Consider the following 13496-nt stretch of genomic DNA (forward strand, 5'->3'; position numbering starts at 1 on the left):
GCCAAGCCGCACCGCCCGAGCCTGTCTGGCGGCACACACTGTTTCCGGAAACCCCATGGCCGATCATTTCCAGCTCCGTCTTGTCGACAGCGTCATGCTGGCGCCCACCGTGCGCCACCTGGTGTTCGAGCGCGTCGACGGCCAGCCGCTGGCGTTCCAGCCCGGGCAGTTCCTGCAGGTGCATTTCCACTACGACGATGGCACCGCGACCAAGCGCAGTTATTCGGTGGGCAGCGTCGGCGACGGCAGTTCACCCGTGCAGCGCATTGAGATCGCAGTGAGCTATGTCGACGGCGGTGCGGCAACCAAGTTGCTTGGCGGGCTGGCACACGGCGGCGTGATCGACGCCAGCGGCCCGTACGGCCGCTTCTGCCTGCAGGAAGCGGACACCCATCCGCGCTACCTGCTGCTGGCCACCGGCACCGGCGTCACCCCGTACCGCGCCATGCTGCCGCAGATCGAAAAGCTGCTGGCCGCCGGTGATCGCGAAGTGGTGCTGCTGTACGGCGCCCGCAACGAAACCGAGCTGCTCTACGGCGAGGAGTTCGAGGCCTTCGCCCAGGCCCATCCCGGCTTCCACTTCCATGGCTGCCTCAGCCGCGAAGCCCGCGCCGTGCCCCGCAGCAGCGACCGCAGCGGCCACGTGCAGCACGTGCTGGCCGAACTCGGCCCCCACGCCGACCGCGACATCGCCTACCTGTGCGGCAACCCGAACATGGTCGACGCGGCGTTTGCGGCGCTGCAGGAGTTCGGCCTGCCGGTGAAGCAGATCAGGCGCGAGAAGTACATTTCGTCGCGGTGAAGGCCTCGGATCGGCAGCGTGGCCGGGCCTTCGCTTCCTTCGGTGCACCGAATCTTCACGAGTACCTCACATCTGAAGTGTAATTAGCTTCATCCCTGAGAATCCGCCCCTAGTGGATCTTCGGGAAGCCGGAGGAATCTGCGGCAACACCTCCGGTCATCTTGCGCGGCGGGATGCAATGGAGGGCATGGACGTGACTGATCGGTTTTGTACCGTATTGTCCGGTTGCATGTGCACTTGGATGCTGTTCGTGCCTGCTGCGGAAGCAGCAGACGGCCGAATCACTTTTTCGGGCCGCATCGTTGTGCCAACGTGCCATGTGGCAACGGATACCAGCGCTTCGGCTCAAGCTTCGGTTGCCCCGCGACGAAGTTATCGACAGAGCTGTGCCGAACTTGATTCGCCGATGTCGTCACCACGAACCCATGTCGTGACAGTCAGACGGCTGACCCATGCGGAATCGGATCGCGTGCTGAAGTACTTCTACGGCTACCTCAGCGCCAGTCGAGTCGACGCCGCACCGATGCTGGTCACGCAGACTTACGAATAGCCGGCATCGGTGTTCGAAACAACCGCGGTCGCCGCTACTGGTAGGTCAACGTATAGGTTGCCGTGGCTTGAACCTGGCCAGGCGTTACTGGTGTGGCGGTCTGGTAGTAGCGTGCGTAGAGATTGAAGCTGTAATTGGCGCCGTTCGTGGTACCTGTCGGAAACGCGCTGTCGAATGTAACCGGTGTTATGCCATCGGCGCGAAGGATCTGGATACCCACGCCGCTGGCGTAGCCGGCGCCGATTGTGGGTGCGATGACGCCATTGACGGTATAGGCGTTGCTGCTACTCAACGTGGCGCTGACGGCAAGATTGGATGTGCAGCCAGTGAGGTTGATTCCGAATCGCGTCGTGCCCGCCGTGGCTCCGACAGCACCGAGCGCATTGGCGGATACGGAGGGCAAGGCTACGGTCAAGTTTTGACTGCCTGTGGACACAGTGCATGTGGAAGCTGTGAACGTGACGCCGCCTGATTGAAATATAATGACGGTTTTTATGGGTGCGTTGATGTCGCAACTTTTATAGTCGCCATTATTTCTAATGACCGGTTTGGTGCACACATCGTCGAAATTCCATTGACCCAAGACCGTGCCCGCGGGAATTTGATTTCCGCTGCTTGGAAGCACTCCGGTCGAAATCAGCTGGAATGTCGTCGTATTGGAAAAAGTCGATGTGCCATTCGTCAACGAATCGTTTGGGTATAACGGTATGGGGGTGCCTGATCGCAATATTTTGAATGCGACTCCTGGCGTTGGGCTGTAAATGGTCTTAGTGGCGGCGTCATAGGTACCATAGGATGGTTGCAGGCCGCCTGGAGTGCCGCCGTTTAGACATGCTATGTAGATGGTGTCGCCTGTGGTCGTGGCTGTCCGCGGGGGGCCAATGGTGCTACCAGCGGATTGGCTTGAGAGCGCAATGGTGACACTGCTGAAGGTGACAATTTGCGTAGCCGGCGCATTGATGGCATTGCCGTTGCCGTCTTCGTAGTAACACTGGGCTTGCGCAAAGGCAGCCGCCGGCCAGGCAAACAAAACCGACAGCAGTATCAGCAGGCACAACCAAGTCCAAGCTGGGCTTGATCGACTGAACCGGTTGCAGGACACGGGGTCTTGCATGGCCGCGATGAGTGAATGGTGCATATCGGTCTCGGCATATTCAAGAGGTGCGATGTTTTACGGTACGGAAGGGTACTTTGCTGGGCACCTTGGATTCATCACATAAAATCGCCGGAAGCGAAGCCCGCTTCATTTAACATGGTCAGGCTTCATCAGCATCAAAAAGATGGTTGAAAAAGCCAACTCAGTAACCTGGTATTCCTCTTGCCAGTCTGTCGGTTCATGGGCGTTCATGCTCAGCAAATGCCTTAAGTGCCTTCCCTGCTTGTAGCGCTAATTACGGTGGCTGGGCTGCATGTTGCGTTGACCCCCTGATAATTTCTCAAGTGGCGCCCCTTGCCATGCGGCTCGACTTGATAGTGGAACGAGCACGATTGCGCTGTCCCGCTATCATCTTGCCAGCGCGCGGTCAGCGTGCCGGCCGGGTCGACGCCACGAACAAGAATCTGCCCCGCCTGCCCGACCACCCCGAGCGCGGCTCCCTCGGCATTGAAGACCTGCGCGCCGAACGGCAGCGTGTCGCCGCTAGCAAGGCGTGCGCGCACGAGGATGGTGCGGCCATTTTCGGTCTTGAATTTCATCATCACCACCGCGCCGGCGTGCGGCGCCACCTGAGTGCTGGTGGCGTCCAGTTGCACGTTCAGCGGCAGGCCTTTGGGGTCTACCTGGATGGTGTTAAGGCTGTAGGGCGTGAGGTAGGGCACGATGGCATAGCCGAAGTGGTCCACTCGCGCGCCGGCGGCGTTGTCGAGTCGTGCGCCGGCGGCGCCGGGCACGTAGACGATGCCCACGGTATCGCCGATCGGTTGGCCGAAGGTGATGCCGCCGGGGTGGGCCACGACAGCGCCGCTCATGCCCAGCGATGCCTGCGAATAGCCGCTGCCGGTACCGGCGCTGGCATTGAATATGGCGTAAGGGCTGCGGTAGCCGAGGTTGACGCTGCCGCTGCTGCCGCCGGCGTCGTTGCCGCTGTTGTGCGCGACGGTGGCACCATAGTTGAATTGATTGTCCGCACCGAGCGACCCGTTCAGCATGGCCTGATCCCGGTTGTCGCCGCTGCTGTCATGGGCCAGGTTGAGCATCAGGCTGGGTGCGTGTGCGCTGCCACCTAGTGGCAGGCTGAAGGTGGCGAAGTACTCGTTGTCGTAGCGGCCCAGTGCGTCGCGGGTGCGGGTCGCCGAGATGCCGTAGTTCAGTCGATGGTACGAATTGCTGTAGCCCACCTGGAACTGCGTATCGTTGCCGGTGCGGTTCCAGTAGTCGCTGGCCGATACGTTGGCATACAGCGAGCCGCCGCGCATGCCGAGGCGCTGGTTCATGCTGAGCTGGAAACGGTTGCGTTGCCGCTGCAGCCCGGTCGGATTGATCACCGGGTCGTAGCTGTGGCCGGCCAGTGCCGCCTGCTGCGCCGGGGTCAGCACGGTTTGCAGAGGCATGCCGTCGATCAGGGTGACATTCGTCGGCGCGGCGTAGCTGAAGGCATCCAGTCCACGGCGCGCATAATCGCGAGCCAGTGCCGCATCAGTCAGGCTCAGGAAGCCGCTGGTGGAGTAGCGGTAGGCGGCAACCGTCAGCGAGGTCTGGGTGTCGGGCAGGATCTTGCTGTAGCTCAGGCGCATGCTGTGCCCGGAGTGGCTGCCGAAACCGGGAATGGCCGTGCGCGCCTGGGTGACATCGAGAGCGAAGGCACCGTAGCGCGTGTTGATGGCACTGCCCAGCAGGAGCGCGGCATATCCCCGGGACCCCTCGATACCGGCATAGCCGGTCAGCAGGTTGTTGAAGCCGTGCTGCACGGTGGCGTGCAACACGTTCGGCGAGTTCAGCAAGGCCGTGTTGCGCAATTGACCGGCGGCCACGTCGAAACGCGTGGTGCCGGGGCGCAACAACTGCGCGACCGACGCATACGGCACGGCGAACGTATGCGTGCGGCCGTCAGCTTCGGTTACGGTCACGTCCAGGTTGCCGCCGTAGCCGGTCGGATACAGGTCGTTGATCACGAACGGTCCCGGTGCCACCGTGGTCTGGTAGAGCTGCACGCCGTTCTGGGTCACGGTGACTTTGGCGTTGGTGTTGGCCACGCCGCGCACCACCGGCGCATAGCCGCGCAGCGAGTCGGGCAGCATGCGGTCATCAGTGGCCAACTGCACACCGCGAATGCCGAAGCTGTCGAAGACCTGGCCATCGGTGTAACTGTCGCCGATCGTCACCTGTGCGCCCAGCGACGGCAGATCACGGCGCACGTAGCTGTCGATGTTCTGCCAGCGTTTGCGCGCACGCATGCCGGCGGTGGCGGATTGCCAGTTGACGGTCGAGTCCTGACGGAAATGCCAGGCGCCGAGGTTGAAGCCGGCATTCAGGCCCAGATAGGAGGTGGTCTGCGTCTGCCCGTGACTGCTGCTGCGGTAGCTGTTGAAGTTGTAGTTGAGCAGTGCCGCCGGCACACCCTCATCCCAGTATTCCGGGCTGACATAGCCGCGCGCGCGCTGCTGCAGGTAAGCCTGCGGCACGCTGGTATCCAGGCGCAGATTGCCCATGTCGAAGCTCATCGACGCCCCGGGGATCAGGTCGCCAATGCTGACGCAGGTGACAGGGTCCGCCAGCGCCTTGACGAGTTCGCTGGACAGATTGGCCGGATGCAATCCCAAGAGGGCGAGCAGTTGACGATCGACGCATGGTGCTGCACTGGCATCGGGTGCCGCTGATGCAAAGCGCACATCGCGCCTGCCTGCCCAGTTGTTGTTGAGATAGATGTCGACGTTGTACGAGCCGGGCAACACCGGATTGCCATGCTCGAAACGGGAAAGGTCGGTGGTGTTGCTGCCCGCGCCGGACAGCATGCTGCGATCGAACGAAAACGCCATGTCGGCCTCACCATCACTGGTGGTTCCGGCGTCCGCAACGTTGCTGGTGGAGTCGGCACCGGTCGCGACAGGACCGGCGATCGCCCCGCCGGCCGCATCCACCGCTGCTGTTGCATTGGCCGAGGCAGCCAGAGTCGACATGCTCCAGGCGCCAAGTACCAGCGTGATCGCCGCGCTCAGCAATGCCTGCCGGCACACCCCATGCCGGTGCGATGGCATCGCCCGGTCAGTGGTGTGCCTTGCCTTCACGGTGCCACGCTGCCCTTGAGCGACGTGGTGGCGCCGTAGTCATTGACGATGTCATAGGTGACCGTCGTACCGGCCACGGGCTTCGCGGCAAGATTCTTGAACTTCAGCGCAAGCTTGCCGAATGGATCGACCATGCCGGAATCGCTGACATAGGATTTGCCGTCGACCAGGATCGTGGCCTGCACGATGGTGACGTGATAGGGCGTGGGGTTGTGCACTTCCAGTGCGTAGCCTTGTCCATCGGGCGCGCTCGTCCAGGTCACCAGCGAAGGTGCCTTGGCTGGATCGCCAGCAAGACGAGCGGGGCGATAAAAAAGCTTGAGGCGCGAACGAATCGCGAATTGCAGCAGGTTCTTGCCGGCAAATGCCTTGCCGCTGGGCTTGGGTGGGATTTCCAGCACATTGAGCCAGAACAGTGACTCGCGATCGGTCGGCAACGGTGCCGCGGTCGCGATGATGCGCAGGCTCTGGTCCCTGTGCGGATCCATCCGAAAGATGGGTGGCGTGATCAGGAACGGCGTGTTGACCTTGTCCGGCGTGGAATGTTCGTCCCCGCTGTCGATCCAGGCCTCGACCAGGGCAGGCATATCGTTGTCGTTGGTCAATCGGACCGTGACTTCGCCGTCCTGAGCGGGAAACACCACTCGCGTTCCGCCGATGACGACGTTTGCCTGGGCAGTGGCAACGCTCAGGCAAAACAGCAGCAACGCCACAGCCAGGGCGTGGATGGAATTTTTCACGGGGCAGCCTCAGGCGATTGCTGGACAGGAATCCTGGCGTGGCACCGCGACGCGGCGTGGCCGGTCGCGGTGCCCACGTGGTGTTGCGGTATTACTGGTAGATCACCGAGAACTGCACGCTGCTGGCCACGGTGCCGGCGGTGGCGGCGGCGGTGGCGTAGTAGCGGGCGTAGTAGTTCAGGGTGGCGGCGTTGGCGGTGATCGTGGCCACGCCGGCGCCCGTGGTCGGAGCGGCGCTGCCGGCGGTAATCACGCTGTTGTCGCTGTTGACCAGCTGCACATCGACGCCGGTGGCAGTGCCGGTGTTGGCCAGGCGGCCAGCGGCATTCACGGTCGGGCCGTTCTCGAAGAAGGTCGAGGCCTTGGTGGCGGTCGGCGAACCGGCGCAGCCGGACAGGTTGATCTTGAATGCGGTCTGGCCGGCGGTGGCGCCTGAGGCGGAGAGCGCAGTGGTCGAGACGGTCGGCAAGGTGACGGTGGCCGGACCAGCGGCGCCGTTGATCTGGACGGTGCAGGTGGAGCCCGTGACGGCGCCGGTGAAATTGATGGTGCCGTCGGTCGCCTGGGCGCTCGGGGCAAAAGCGACGGCAGCCATGACGGCAACCAGGGCGCTGGAAAGCAGGGTCTTGTTCATTGCAGTTTCCTTGGTGGGTAGCGGTTGGGTTTGACTTGAACTTGGGATGGACGATGAGACGGAATCTGCGATCTGCAGGATTCAGTACTGCGGGATTCGCCTGGGCCAACGTCTTGCGTCCCCCCGGACGAAGTGTCAGTCGCGAATTTCGCCGTGACCAACACGCCTCAAGCAACATGCGTGCCATGTTATCGCGTAAACGATTACTTGGGCTGCGAGGCAGGCCTCGACGATGGACGGAATGAGGCAGGCCAACGAATTTCGGCCAGTTGTCAGGATTCCCTGACAAAATTTGGCACCAGAAAGTGCGAACTTGGTCACCAATTGATGGTGGCGATGTCGGAAGTTTTTCACGGCGTTCCGACCTTGCCGCCACCGGTTTGAGAAGTTTAGTCAAGGTCGCTTGACATTTTGTGGGCGGACTCCTTACTCTGGATTTGTCAAGGTTGCTTGACATCATTTCCGAGGAGATATCGCCATGAAAAAAGGATCGCGTCGCTGGATTTTCCCGGTGCTGGCACTGGCGCTGCTGACCGGTGCGCCGGTGGCGCTGGCGCAGTCACCGGCAGGTAGCACGGTCGGCACGCTGAAGGTCGAGCGTCATGGCGACCATGGTCGTGCGGTGATCCTGGTCCCCGGGCTGCAGGGTGGGCCGTGGGTGTGGCAGCGGACGATCGAGCAGTTGCAGAAGGATCACGTGGTGTACGCGGTGACGCTGGCGGGTTTTGATGGCGTGCCGGCGCCGGCTGACGGCGGCAACCTGTTCGATCGGGCGGATGCGTCGCTGGAGCAGTTGATCGAACAGCGGAAGATCGACAAGCCTGTGCTGGTCGGCCACAGCCTGGGCGGCACGCTGGCGCTGCGCTTTGCCGGCGAGCATCCGGCACTGATCTCGGGCGTGGTGGCGGTGGATGGACTGCCGATTTTTCCCGGCATGGAGCGGGTGAGCGCGGAGCAGCGCAAGGCGATGGCGGCGCAGATGCAGCAGCAGATGTCGGCGGTGACGCCGGAGCAGTTCCAGGCGCAGTCGCTGGGCTACATGCAGAAGATCGGCGTGATCGATCCGCAGCTGGCCGCGCGCTACGCGCCGATGAATGCGCGCAGCGACATCAAGGCCAGCGCGCAGTACATGGCCGAGGATCTCGCCTTCGACGGACGCGCGGCGCTGAAGAACGCGAACGTGCCGATCCTGGAGATCTCGCCATACAACGCATCTGACTTCAGCCAGCCACCGATGATGATGAGCGAGGCGCAGAAGGCGGCGTACTACCAGTCGCTGCTGGCCGATGCGCCGAAGGCGAAGGTGGTCTCGATCTCGCCGTCGCGGCATTTCGTGATGCTCGACCAGCCAGCGAAGTTTCAGCAGGCACTGGACGTTTTCCTGAAGTCGCTTTGAGGCCACGTGATGACCCGTCTTTCGAACAAGAGCTACCAGTGGCAGACCCTGCTCAGCATGAGTGTCTACATCGTGCTGCTGTTGCTGGTATGGCCATTGGCACGCACGGTGGAGGGCTGGGCGGCCAAAGGCTTGCTGGCGTTGGCGCCGGTGCTGCCGATGCTCTACCTGTTCATGCTGATGGCCCGCCGTATCCGCGAGAGCGACGAACTGGAGCAGCGCATGCACCTGGTGGCGCTGGGCGTGGCCACGATGCTTACGGCGGCGCTCAGCCTGGTCGGCGGCTTTCTGGCGGCGGCGCACGTGCTCGCCATCGACGGATCGATCCTGATCTGGGTGTTCCCGCTGATGATGGCCAGTTACGGAATCACCCGGTCGCTGCTGGTCCGGCGCTATGGCGGCGACATGTTTGCCTGCGCCGGCGATTCGGGCATTCCCGGTTACGTGCGTGCCTTGCTGATCGCCGTGCTGATGGCGGTGGTGGCCGTCTTTGCCTACGTGAAGAACGACGATCAGTTGTGGGGTGTGTTCGCAGGGATGGCAGCGGCATTCATCGCTTTTGCCGTGCTGCAGCTGATCCGTCACCGTCGGCAGAAGGCGGCGCTGGCAGATGACCGGAGGCAGGGATGAATCCCGCGTCGTCGAGGACACCATCAAACGGGGGACATGTCTGATGGCCATGCGTGAAGTGCACAAGCGTTATCTGCGCGAATTCCTGCCGGCCATGGCCGCGTATGTCGTGCTGATCTTCCTTTCGGTGCTGGTATCGGCTCGGGTCGACAGTGTCACCTGGCGCGTCGTGCTGGCCTTGCTGCCTCTGTTGCCCATCCTGCTGGCCATCCGCGCGATGGTTCGCGTGGTTCGCGACCAGGATGAACTGGAGCGGCGCATCGACCTGGAGGCGTTCGCGATCTCCGCCATGGCCACCGGCTTCGGCTTCTTCAGTTTCGGCCTGCTGATGGGCGCCAACGTGGGCTGGTCGGTGTCGGGACAGGTGGTTGCCATCTGGGTGATGCCGTGCCTGTTCGCCAGCTTCGGCATCGCCAAGTTGCTGGTGCTGTGGCGCTATCGCAGTCATGAATAACCATGTGCGTGAACTGCGCGGCGCGCAGGCCTGGTCGCAGGCCGACCTGGCCGAGCGGCTGGACGTTTCGCGCCAAACCGTCAACGCCATCGAGACCGGCAAGTACGATCCGAGTTTGCCGCTGGCCTTCAAGATTGCCCGTCTGTTCGGGCAAACGATCGAATCCATTTTTGAACCTGGGGAATGATACGTGAGCATGAAACCCGGAAAACGCATGGGCGTGATGGTCGCCGTCGCGGTGGCGATCATCTCGGCCAACCGCGTCGCCCATCATCGTGAGAAGGACCCGGCGCCACCTGCGCCGGCTTCGGCCTCGACTGCAGCCGTCGCACCCGCTCCGGCCGCCACCTGGAAACTCGGCAGCCTGACCCTGACCGCGTGCGAGCTTGCCGCGCCGAACAGCGGCCTGAGCACGGCGGCCTGGTGCGCGGACTTCCCCGTGCCGGAAAACCGGGCCGATCCGCACAGCCGCACGATCAAGCTGAAGCTGGCCGTGCTGCGTTCGCGGGCGCAGGTGGCCAGTCCCGACATGCTGGCCTTTCTTGCCGGTGGCCCGGGACAGGCGGCCACCGATTCAGCGGGCCAGGTGGCGACGGTGCTGAAGCCGCTGCTGGCCCATCGCCACGTGCTGCTGCTCGACCAGCGTGGCACCGGCGGCTCCAACGCACTCAGCTGCAAGGAGTCCGCCGCCACGACCACGCCGGACGACAGCACCTTCGACGCCGACAAGCTGCGCGCAGCGGCGGCGCAGTGCCTGAAGCTGCTGGCCGGTCGCGCCGATCCGCGCTACTACACCACGACGATCGCGGCACAGGATCTGGAGGACGTGCGCAAGGCCATCGGTTCGCCGCAGTTCGACCTGCTCGGGGTGTCGTACGGCACGCGGATGGCGCAGCAGTACCTGATGCGCTTCCCGCAATCGGTGCGCAGCGTGGTGCTGGACAGCGCCGTGCCGAATTCGCTGGCCCTGGGCGAGGACTTCGCCCGCAACCTGGACGACGCGCTGAAGGCGCAGTTCGCCCGCTGCACCGCCGAGCCGGCCTGCAAGAAGCAGTTCGGCGATCCGGACCAGACCCTGTACCAGCTGCGCGACGCGTTGCGGGCCAATCCGCACCAGGTCAGTTTTCGCGATCCGCAGAACTACCAGACGGTCAAGCAGATGCTGGACGAGGACTCGCTGGCCAGCGTGGTGCGCATGTTCGCTTACACGCCAGCCACCGCTGCGCTGTTGCCGCTGTCGATCGACGCGGCGGCGCATGGCGACGTGGGTCCGCTGCTGGGCCAGGCCAAGCTGCTGTCCGGCGAACTGTCGGAGTTGATGGGCAGCGGCATGCAGTATTCGGTGATCTGCAGCGAGGACGCCGACCTGCTGGCCGTGCGCCCGCAGGATGCGCAGACCATCCTCGGCACGCGCATGGTCGACGCGCTGAAGGCGGTGTGTTCGGTGTGGCCGAAAGGCACGCGCCCGGCCGATTTCCATGCGCCGCTGAAGACCGACAAGCCGGTCTTGCTGCTGGCCGGCCAGTACGACCCGGTGACCCCGCCGCGCTACGCCGAGGAAGTGGCCAAGGGCCTGCCGAACGCGCGGGTGCTGACCCTCAAGGGCCAGGCGCACAGTGTCATGGCGACCGGCTGCACGCCGCAGCTGATCCAGCATTTCATCGAGAAGCTCGACCCGAAGACGCTGGACGCGAGTTGCCTGGACCGGTTGCAGCCGACGCCGATCTTCATCGACTTCAACGGAGCGACCCCATGATCGAGGTAAGGGATTTGCACAAGGCGTTCGGCGCGGTGAAGGCCGTCGACGGCGTCAGTTTCACTGCCCGCGACGGCGAGATCACCGGCCTGCTCGGCCCCAACGGCGCCGGCAAGACCACCACGCTGCGCATGCTGTACACGCTGATGGCGCCGGATCGTGGCCAGGTGCTGGTGGATGGCATCGATGCGGCGGCCGACCCGCTGGCCGTGCGTCGCCAGCTCGGCGTGCTGCCGGATGCGCGCGGGCTGTACAAGCGGCTCAGTGCGCGCGAGAACATCGACTACTTCGGCCGCCTGCACGGTCTGCCCGAAGAACTGCTGGCGAGCCGGCGCGAAGCCCTGGTCAAGGCGCTGGAGATGGGCGACATCGCCGACCGCCGCACCGAGGGTTTCTCGCAGGGCCAGCGGGTGAAGACCGCGATCGCCCGCGCGCTGGTGCACGACCCGCGCAACGTCATCCTCGACGAACCCACCAACGGCCTCGACGTGATGGCCACCCGTGCGCTGCGCCAGTTCATGACGCGGCTGAAGGAGGAGGGGCGTTGCGTGCTGTTTTCCAGCCACATCATGCAGGAGGTGGGCGCCTTGTGTGACCGCATCGTGGTGATCGCACACGGCCGCGTGGTGGCCGACGAAACGCCGGACGCGCTGCGCGCCCAGACCGGCGAGGACAACCTGGAGGATGCCTTCGTGAAGATCATCGGCAGCGAAGAGGGTCTCGCCGCATGAACGACATGTCCACGAAAATCCGGCGCAGCAGCGCCTTCCTCACCGTGTTCCTGAAGGAGGTGAAGGAAAACCTGCGCGACCGCCGCACCCTGATGAGCGCCTTCCTCACCGGCCCCCTGCTGGGGCCGCTGCTGTTCGTGATGCTGATCAACCTCACCCTCAACCGCGAACTGGACAAGGCCGAGAAGCCGCTGCCGGTGCCGGTGCTGGGCGCCGGGTATGCGCCCAACCTGATCGATGCGCTGAAGGCCGGCGGCGTGGTGCCGGGCGCGGCGGTGGCCGATCCCGCGCAGACCGTTCGCAAGCAGGACGCCGACGTGGTGCTGCGCATCGCCCCCGACTACGGCAAGGCCTGGCGCAAGGGCGAGCCGGTGCAGGTGGAGCTGTTCTACGACTCCTCGCGGCGTGACGCGAACACGTCGGTGGAGCGGGTCAGCGACCTGGTCGAGAACTATGCGCGGCAACAGGGTGCGATGCGACTGGTCGCGCGGGGGATGTCACCCGGCACCGCGTGGCCGCTGCAGGTGGCCAAGCGCGACCAGGCCACGCCGCAGTCGCGCGCGGTGCTGATGTTCGCGATGCTGCCGTACTTCTTCGTGATCACCATCTTCATGGGCGGCATGTACCTGGCGATCGACCTCACCGCCGGCGAGCGCGAGCGGCAATCGCTGGAACCGCTGTTCGCCAACCCGGTGGCGCGCTGGAAGATCCTGTGCGGCAAGCTGGCGGCGATCTGCGCGTTCTCCACCGCGAGCCTGCTGATCACCTTGCTGGGCTTCGCCGTGGTCGGCCGCTTCATCCCCGCCGAGAAGATCGGCATGGAGCTGGACCTTGGCCTGCACTTCGCCACCTACGTGCTGCTGCTGATGCTGCCGCTGGTGCTGCTGCTGTCCGCGCTGCAGTCACTGGTGGCGGCGTTTGCCAAGAGCTATCGCGAGGCGCAGACCTACATCTCGCTGCTGATGCTGGTGCCGATCATTCCCAGTGCGCTGCTGTCGTTCATGCCGATCAAGGCGCAGGCGTGGATGTACGCGATCCCGCTGCTGGGGCAGAACCTGGGCATCATGCAGTTGCTGCGCGGCGATGGTGTCACCGGCGAACAGCTCGGCCTGTGCCTGGCCGGCAGCCTGGCGGCGGCCCTGCTCGCGGTGCTGGTGACCGCGCAGCTGTATCGCTCCGAGAAGCTGGCGATCTCGGCCTGAGCCAGGGGCGACCCCACCCCGGCCCCTCCCCTGCACGCAGGGGTGGGGCATTATCCGGGTGGCGCGGTCAGTTCGTGGGCGTTGAGGTAACCGTCGCGGTTGCGGTCCAGCTTGTGGAACTGGCGGCGCAGGTTGTCGCGGTTTTCCTGCAGCGTGATCGGCTGGCCGCGGCCACTGGGCAGTTCATCGGTTTCGATGATGCCGTCGCCGTTGCTGTCCATGTTGCGAAAACCCTGGCTCATGTAGGCCACGTATTCCGCCGCGCTGACCCGGCCGTCGCCGTTGCCGTCGAAGCGCCGCAGGTACTCCTCGCGGCTGGACTGGGCATGGGTCGCCGTCGATGCCAGCAGCAGGGCCGCGGCGGCAGCGACCACCCG

Annotated in this window: 13 protein-coding genes; 8 read left to right on the forward strand and 5 right to left on the reverse strand. The window is 64.2% G+C overall.

All coding sequences use genetic code 11. The features are described 5' to 3' along the window. Window positions 1–55 precede the first annotated feature (55 nt). A complete protein-coding gene (locus ASD55_RS17200; RefSeq protein WP_056768164.1) occupies window positions 56–802 on the forward strand; it encodes an FAD-binding oxidoreductase in 747 nt (248 codons plus the stop codon). 584 nt (window positions 803–1386) lie between these two features. On the opposite strand, the gene ASD55_RS18205 is transcribed toward ASD55_RS17200, so the two are convergent. The 4 genes from ASD55_RS18205 to ASD55_RS17220 form a co-directional block, all read right to left on the reverse strand. Next, on the reverse strand, window positions 1387–2490 hold the full coding sequence (locus tag ASD55_RS18205; RefSeq protein WP_082542843.1) for a fimbrial protein: 1104 nt from the start codon (window positions 2488–2490) through the stop codon (window positions 1387–1389). Between the two features lie 224 nt (window positions 2491–2714). Next, complete coding sequence (locus ASD55_RS17210) at window positions 2715–5468, reverse strand: fimbria/pilus outer membrane usher protein (protein ID WP_235577868.1); 2754 nt, start codon at window positions 5466–5468, stop codon at window positions 2715–2717. A 104-nt stretch (window positions 5469–5572) separates the two neighbouring features. Then, window positions 5573–6316 (reverse strand): molecular chaperone, encoded by a 744-nt coding sequence (locus tag ASD55_RS17215; protein WP_056768173.1) that lies wholly within the window; start codon window positions 6314–6316, stop codon window positions 5573–5575. A 91-nt stretch (window positions 6317–6407) separates the two neighbouring features. Beyond that, window positions 6408–6950, reverse strand: a complete 543-nt coding sequence (locus tag ASD55_RS17220; RefSeq protein ID WP_056717989.1) for a fimbrial protein — start codon at window positions 6948–6950, stop codon at window positions 6408–6410. A gap of 478 nt (window positions 6951–7428) precedes the next feature. Between ASD55_RS17220 and ASD55_RS17225 the strand changes: the two genes are divergently transcribed. Genes ASD55_RS17225 through ASD55_RS17255 form a run of 7 tightly spaced genes read left to right on the forward strand, consistent with a single transcriptional unit; the run spans window position 7429 to window position 13119 of the window. Continuing rightward, complete coding sequence (locus ASD55_RS17225; protein ID WP_056768175.1) at window positions 7429–8346, forward strand: alpha/beta hydrolase; 918 nt, start codon at window positions 7429–7431, stop codon at window positions 8344–8346. A 9-nt stretch (window positions 8347–8355) separates the two neighbouring features. Further along, the gene (locus tag ASD55_RS17230) at window positions 8356–8976 is read left to right on the forward strand and encodes a hypothetical protein (protein WP_056768177.1); all 621 of its coding nucleotides are present in this window, start codon (window positions 8356–8358) and stop codon (window positions 8974–8976) included. Between the two features lie 43 nt (window positions 8977–9019). Further along, window positions 9020–9430, forward strand: coding sequence for a hypothetical protein (locus ASD55_RS17235; RefSeq protein ID WP_056768181.1), 411 nt, complete (start codon window positions 9020–9022; stop codon window positions 9428–9430). Further along, a complete protein-coding gene (locus tag ASD55_RS17240; protein WP_007806678.1) occupies window positions 9423–9617 on the forward strand; it encodes a helix-turn-helix transcriptional regulator in 195 nt (64 codons plus the stop codon). Before ASD55_RS17235 ends, ASD55_RS17240 begins: the two co-directional genes overlap by 8 nt. A gap of 9 nt (window positions 9618–9626) precedes the next feature. Further along, window positions 9627–11186 (forward strand): alpha/beta hydrolase, encoded by a 1560-nt coding sequence (locus ASD55_RS17245; protein WP_056768182.1) that lies wholly within the window; start codon window positions 9627–9629, stop codon window positions 11184–11186. After that, on the forward strand, window positions 11183–11917 hold the full coding sequence (locus ASD55_RS17250) for an ATP-binding cassette domain-containing protein (RefSeq protein WP_056717994.1): 735 nt from the start codon (window positions 11183–11185) through the stop codon (window positions 11915–11917). The genes ASD55_RS17245 and ASD55_RS17250 overlap by 4 nt, the downstream gene beginning before the upstream one ends. Next, window positions 11914–13119, forward strand: a complete 1206-nt coding sequence (locus ASD55_RS17255; RefSeq protein WP_056768184.1) for an ABC transporter permease — start codon at window positions 11914–11916, stop codon at window positions 13117–13119. Before ASD55_RS17250 ends, ASD55_RS17255 begins: the two co-directional genes overlap by 4 nt. A gap of 50 nt (window positions 13120–13169) precedes the next feature. Here ASD55_RS17255 and ASD55_RS17260 read toward each other — a convergent pair whose 3' ends face one another. Beyond that, window positions 13170–13493, reverse strand: coding sequence for a hypothetical protein (locus ASD55_RS17260; RefSeq protein WP_056768186.1), 324 nt, complete (start codon window positions 13491–13493; stop codon window positions 13170–13172). Window positions 13494–13496 lie beyond the last annotated feature (3 nt).

It is taken from the genome of Rhodanobacter sp. Root561, from assembly GCF_001427365.1.
Taxonomy (GTDB): domain Bacteria; phylum Pseudomonadota; class Gammaproteobacteria; order Xanthomonadales; family Rhodanobacteraceae; genus Rhodanobacter.

Coding starts and splice junctions, on each gene's coding strand:
- ASD55_RS17200 (WP_056768164.1), top strand. CDS start 56: ATGGCCGATCATTTCCAGCTCCGTCTTGTCGACAGCGTCATGCTGGCG.
- ASD55_RS18205 (WP_082542843.1), bottom strand. CDS start 2,490: ATGCACCATTCACTCATCGCGGCCATGCAAGACCCCGTGTCCTGCAAC.
- ASD55_RS17210 (WP_235577868.1), bottom strand. CDS start 5,468: ATGTCGACTCTGGCTGCCTCGGCCAATGCAACAGCAGCGGTGGATGCG.
- ASD55_RS17220 (WP_056717989.1), bottom strand. CDS start 6,950: ATGAACAAGACCCTGCTTTCCAGCGCCCTGGTTGCCGTCATGGCTGCC.
- ASD55_RS17225 (WP_056768175.1), top strand. CDS start 7,429: ATGAAAAAAGGATCGCGTCGCTGGATTTTCCCGGTGCTGGCACTGGCG.
- ASD55_RS17230 (WP_056768177.1), top strand. CDS start 8,356: ATGACCCGTCTTTCGAACAAGAGCTACCAGTGGCAGACCCTGCTCAGC.
- ASD55_RS17235 (WP_056768181.1), top strand. CDS start 9,020: ATGGCCATGCGTGAAGTGCACAAGCGTTATCTGCGCGAATTCCTGCCG.
- ASD55_RS17240 (WP_007806678.1), top strand. CDS start 9,423: ATGAATAACCATGTGCGTGAACTGCGCGGCGCGCAGGCCTGGTCGCAG.
- ASD55_RS17245 (WP_056768182.1), top strand. CDS start 9,627: ATGAAACCCGGAAAACGCATGGGCGTGATGGTCGCCGTCGCGGTGGCG.
- ASD55_RS17250 (WP_056717994.1), top strand. CDS start 11,183: ATGATCGAGGTAAGGGATTTGCACAAGGCGTTCGGCGCGGTGAAGGCC.
- ASD55_RS17255 (WP_056768184.1), top strand. CDS start 11,914: ATGAACGACATGTCCACGAAAATCCGGCGCAGCAGCGCCTTCCTCACC.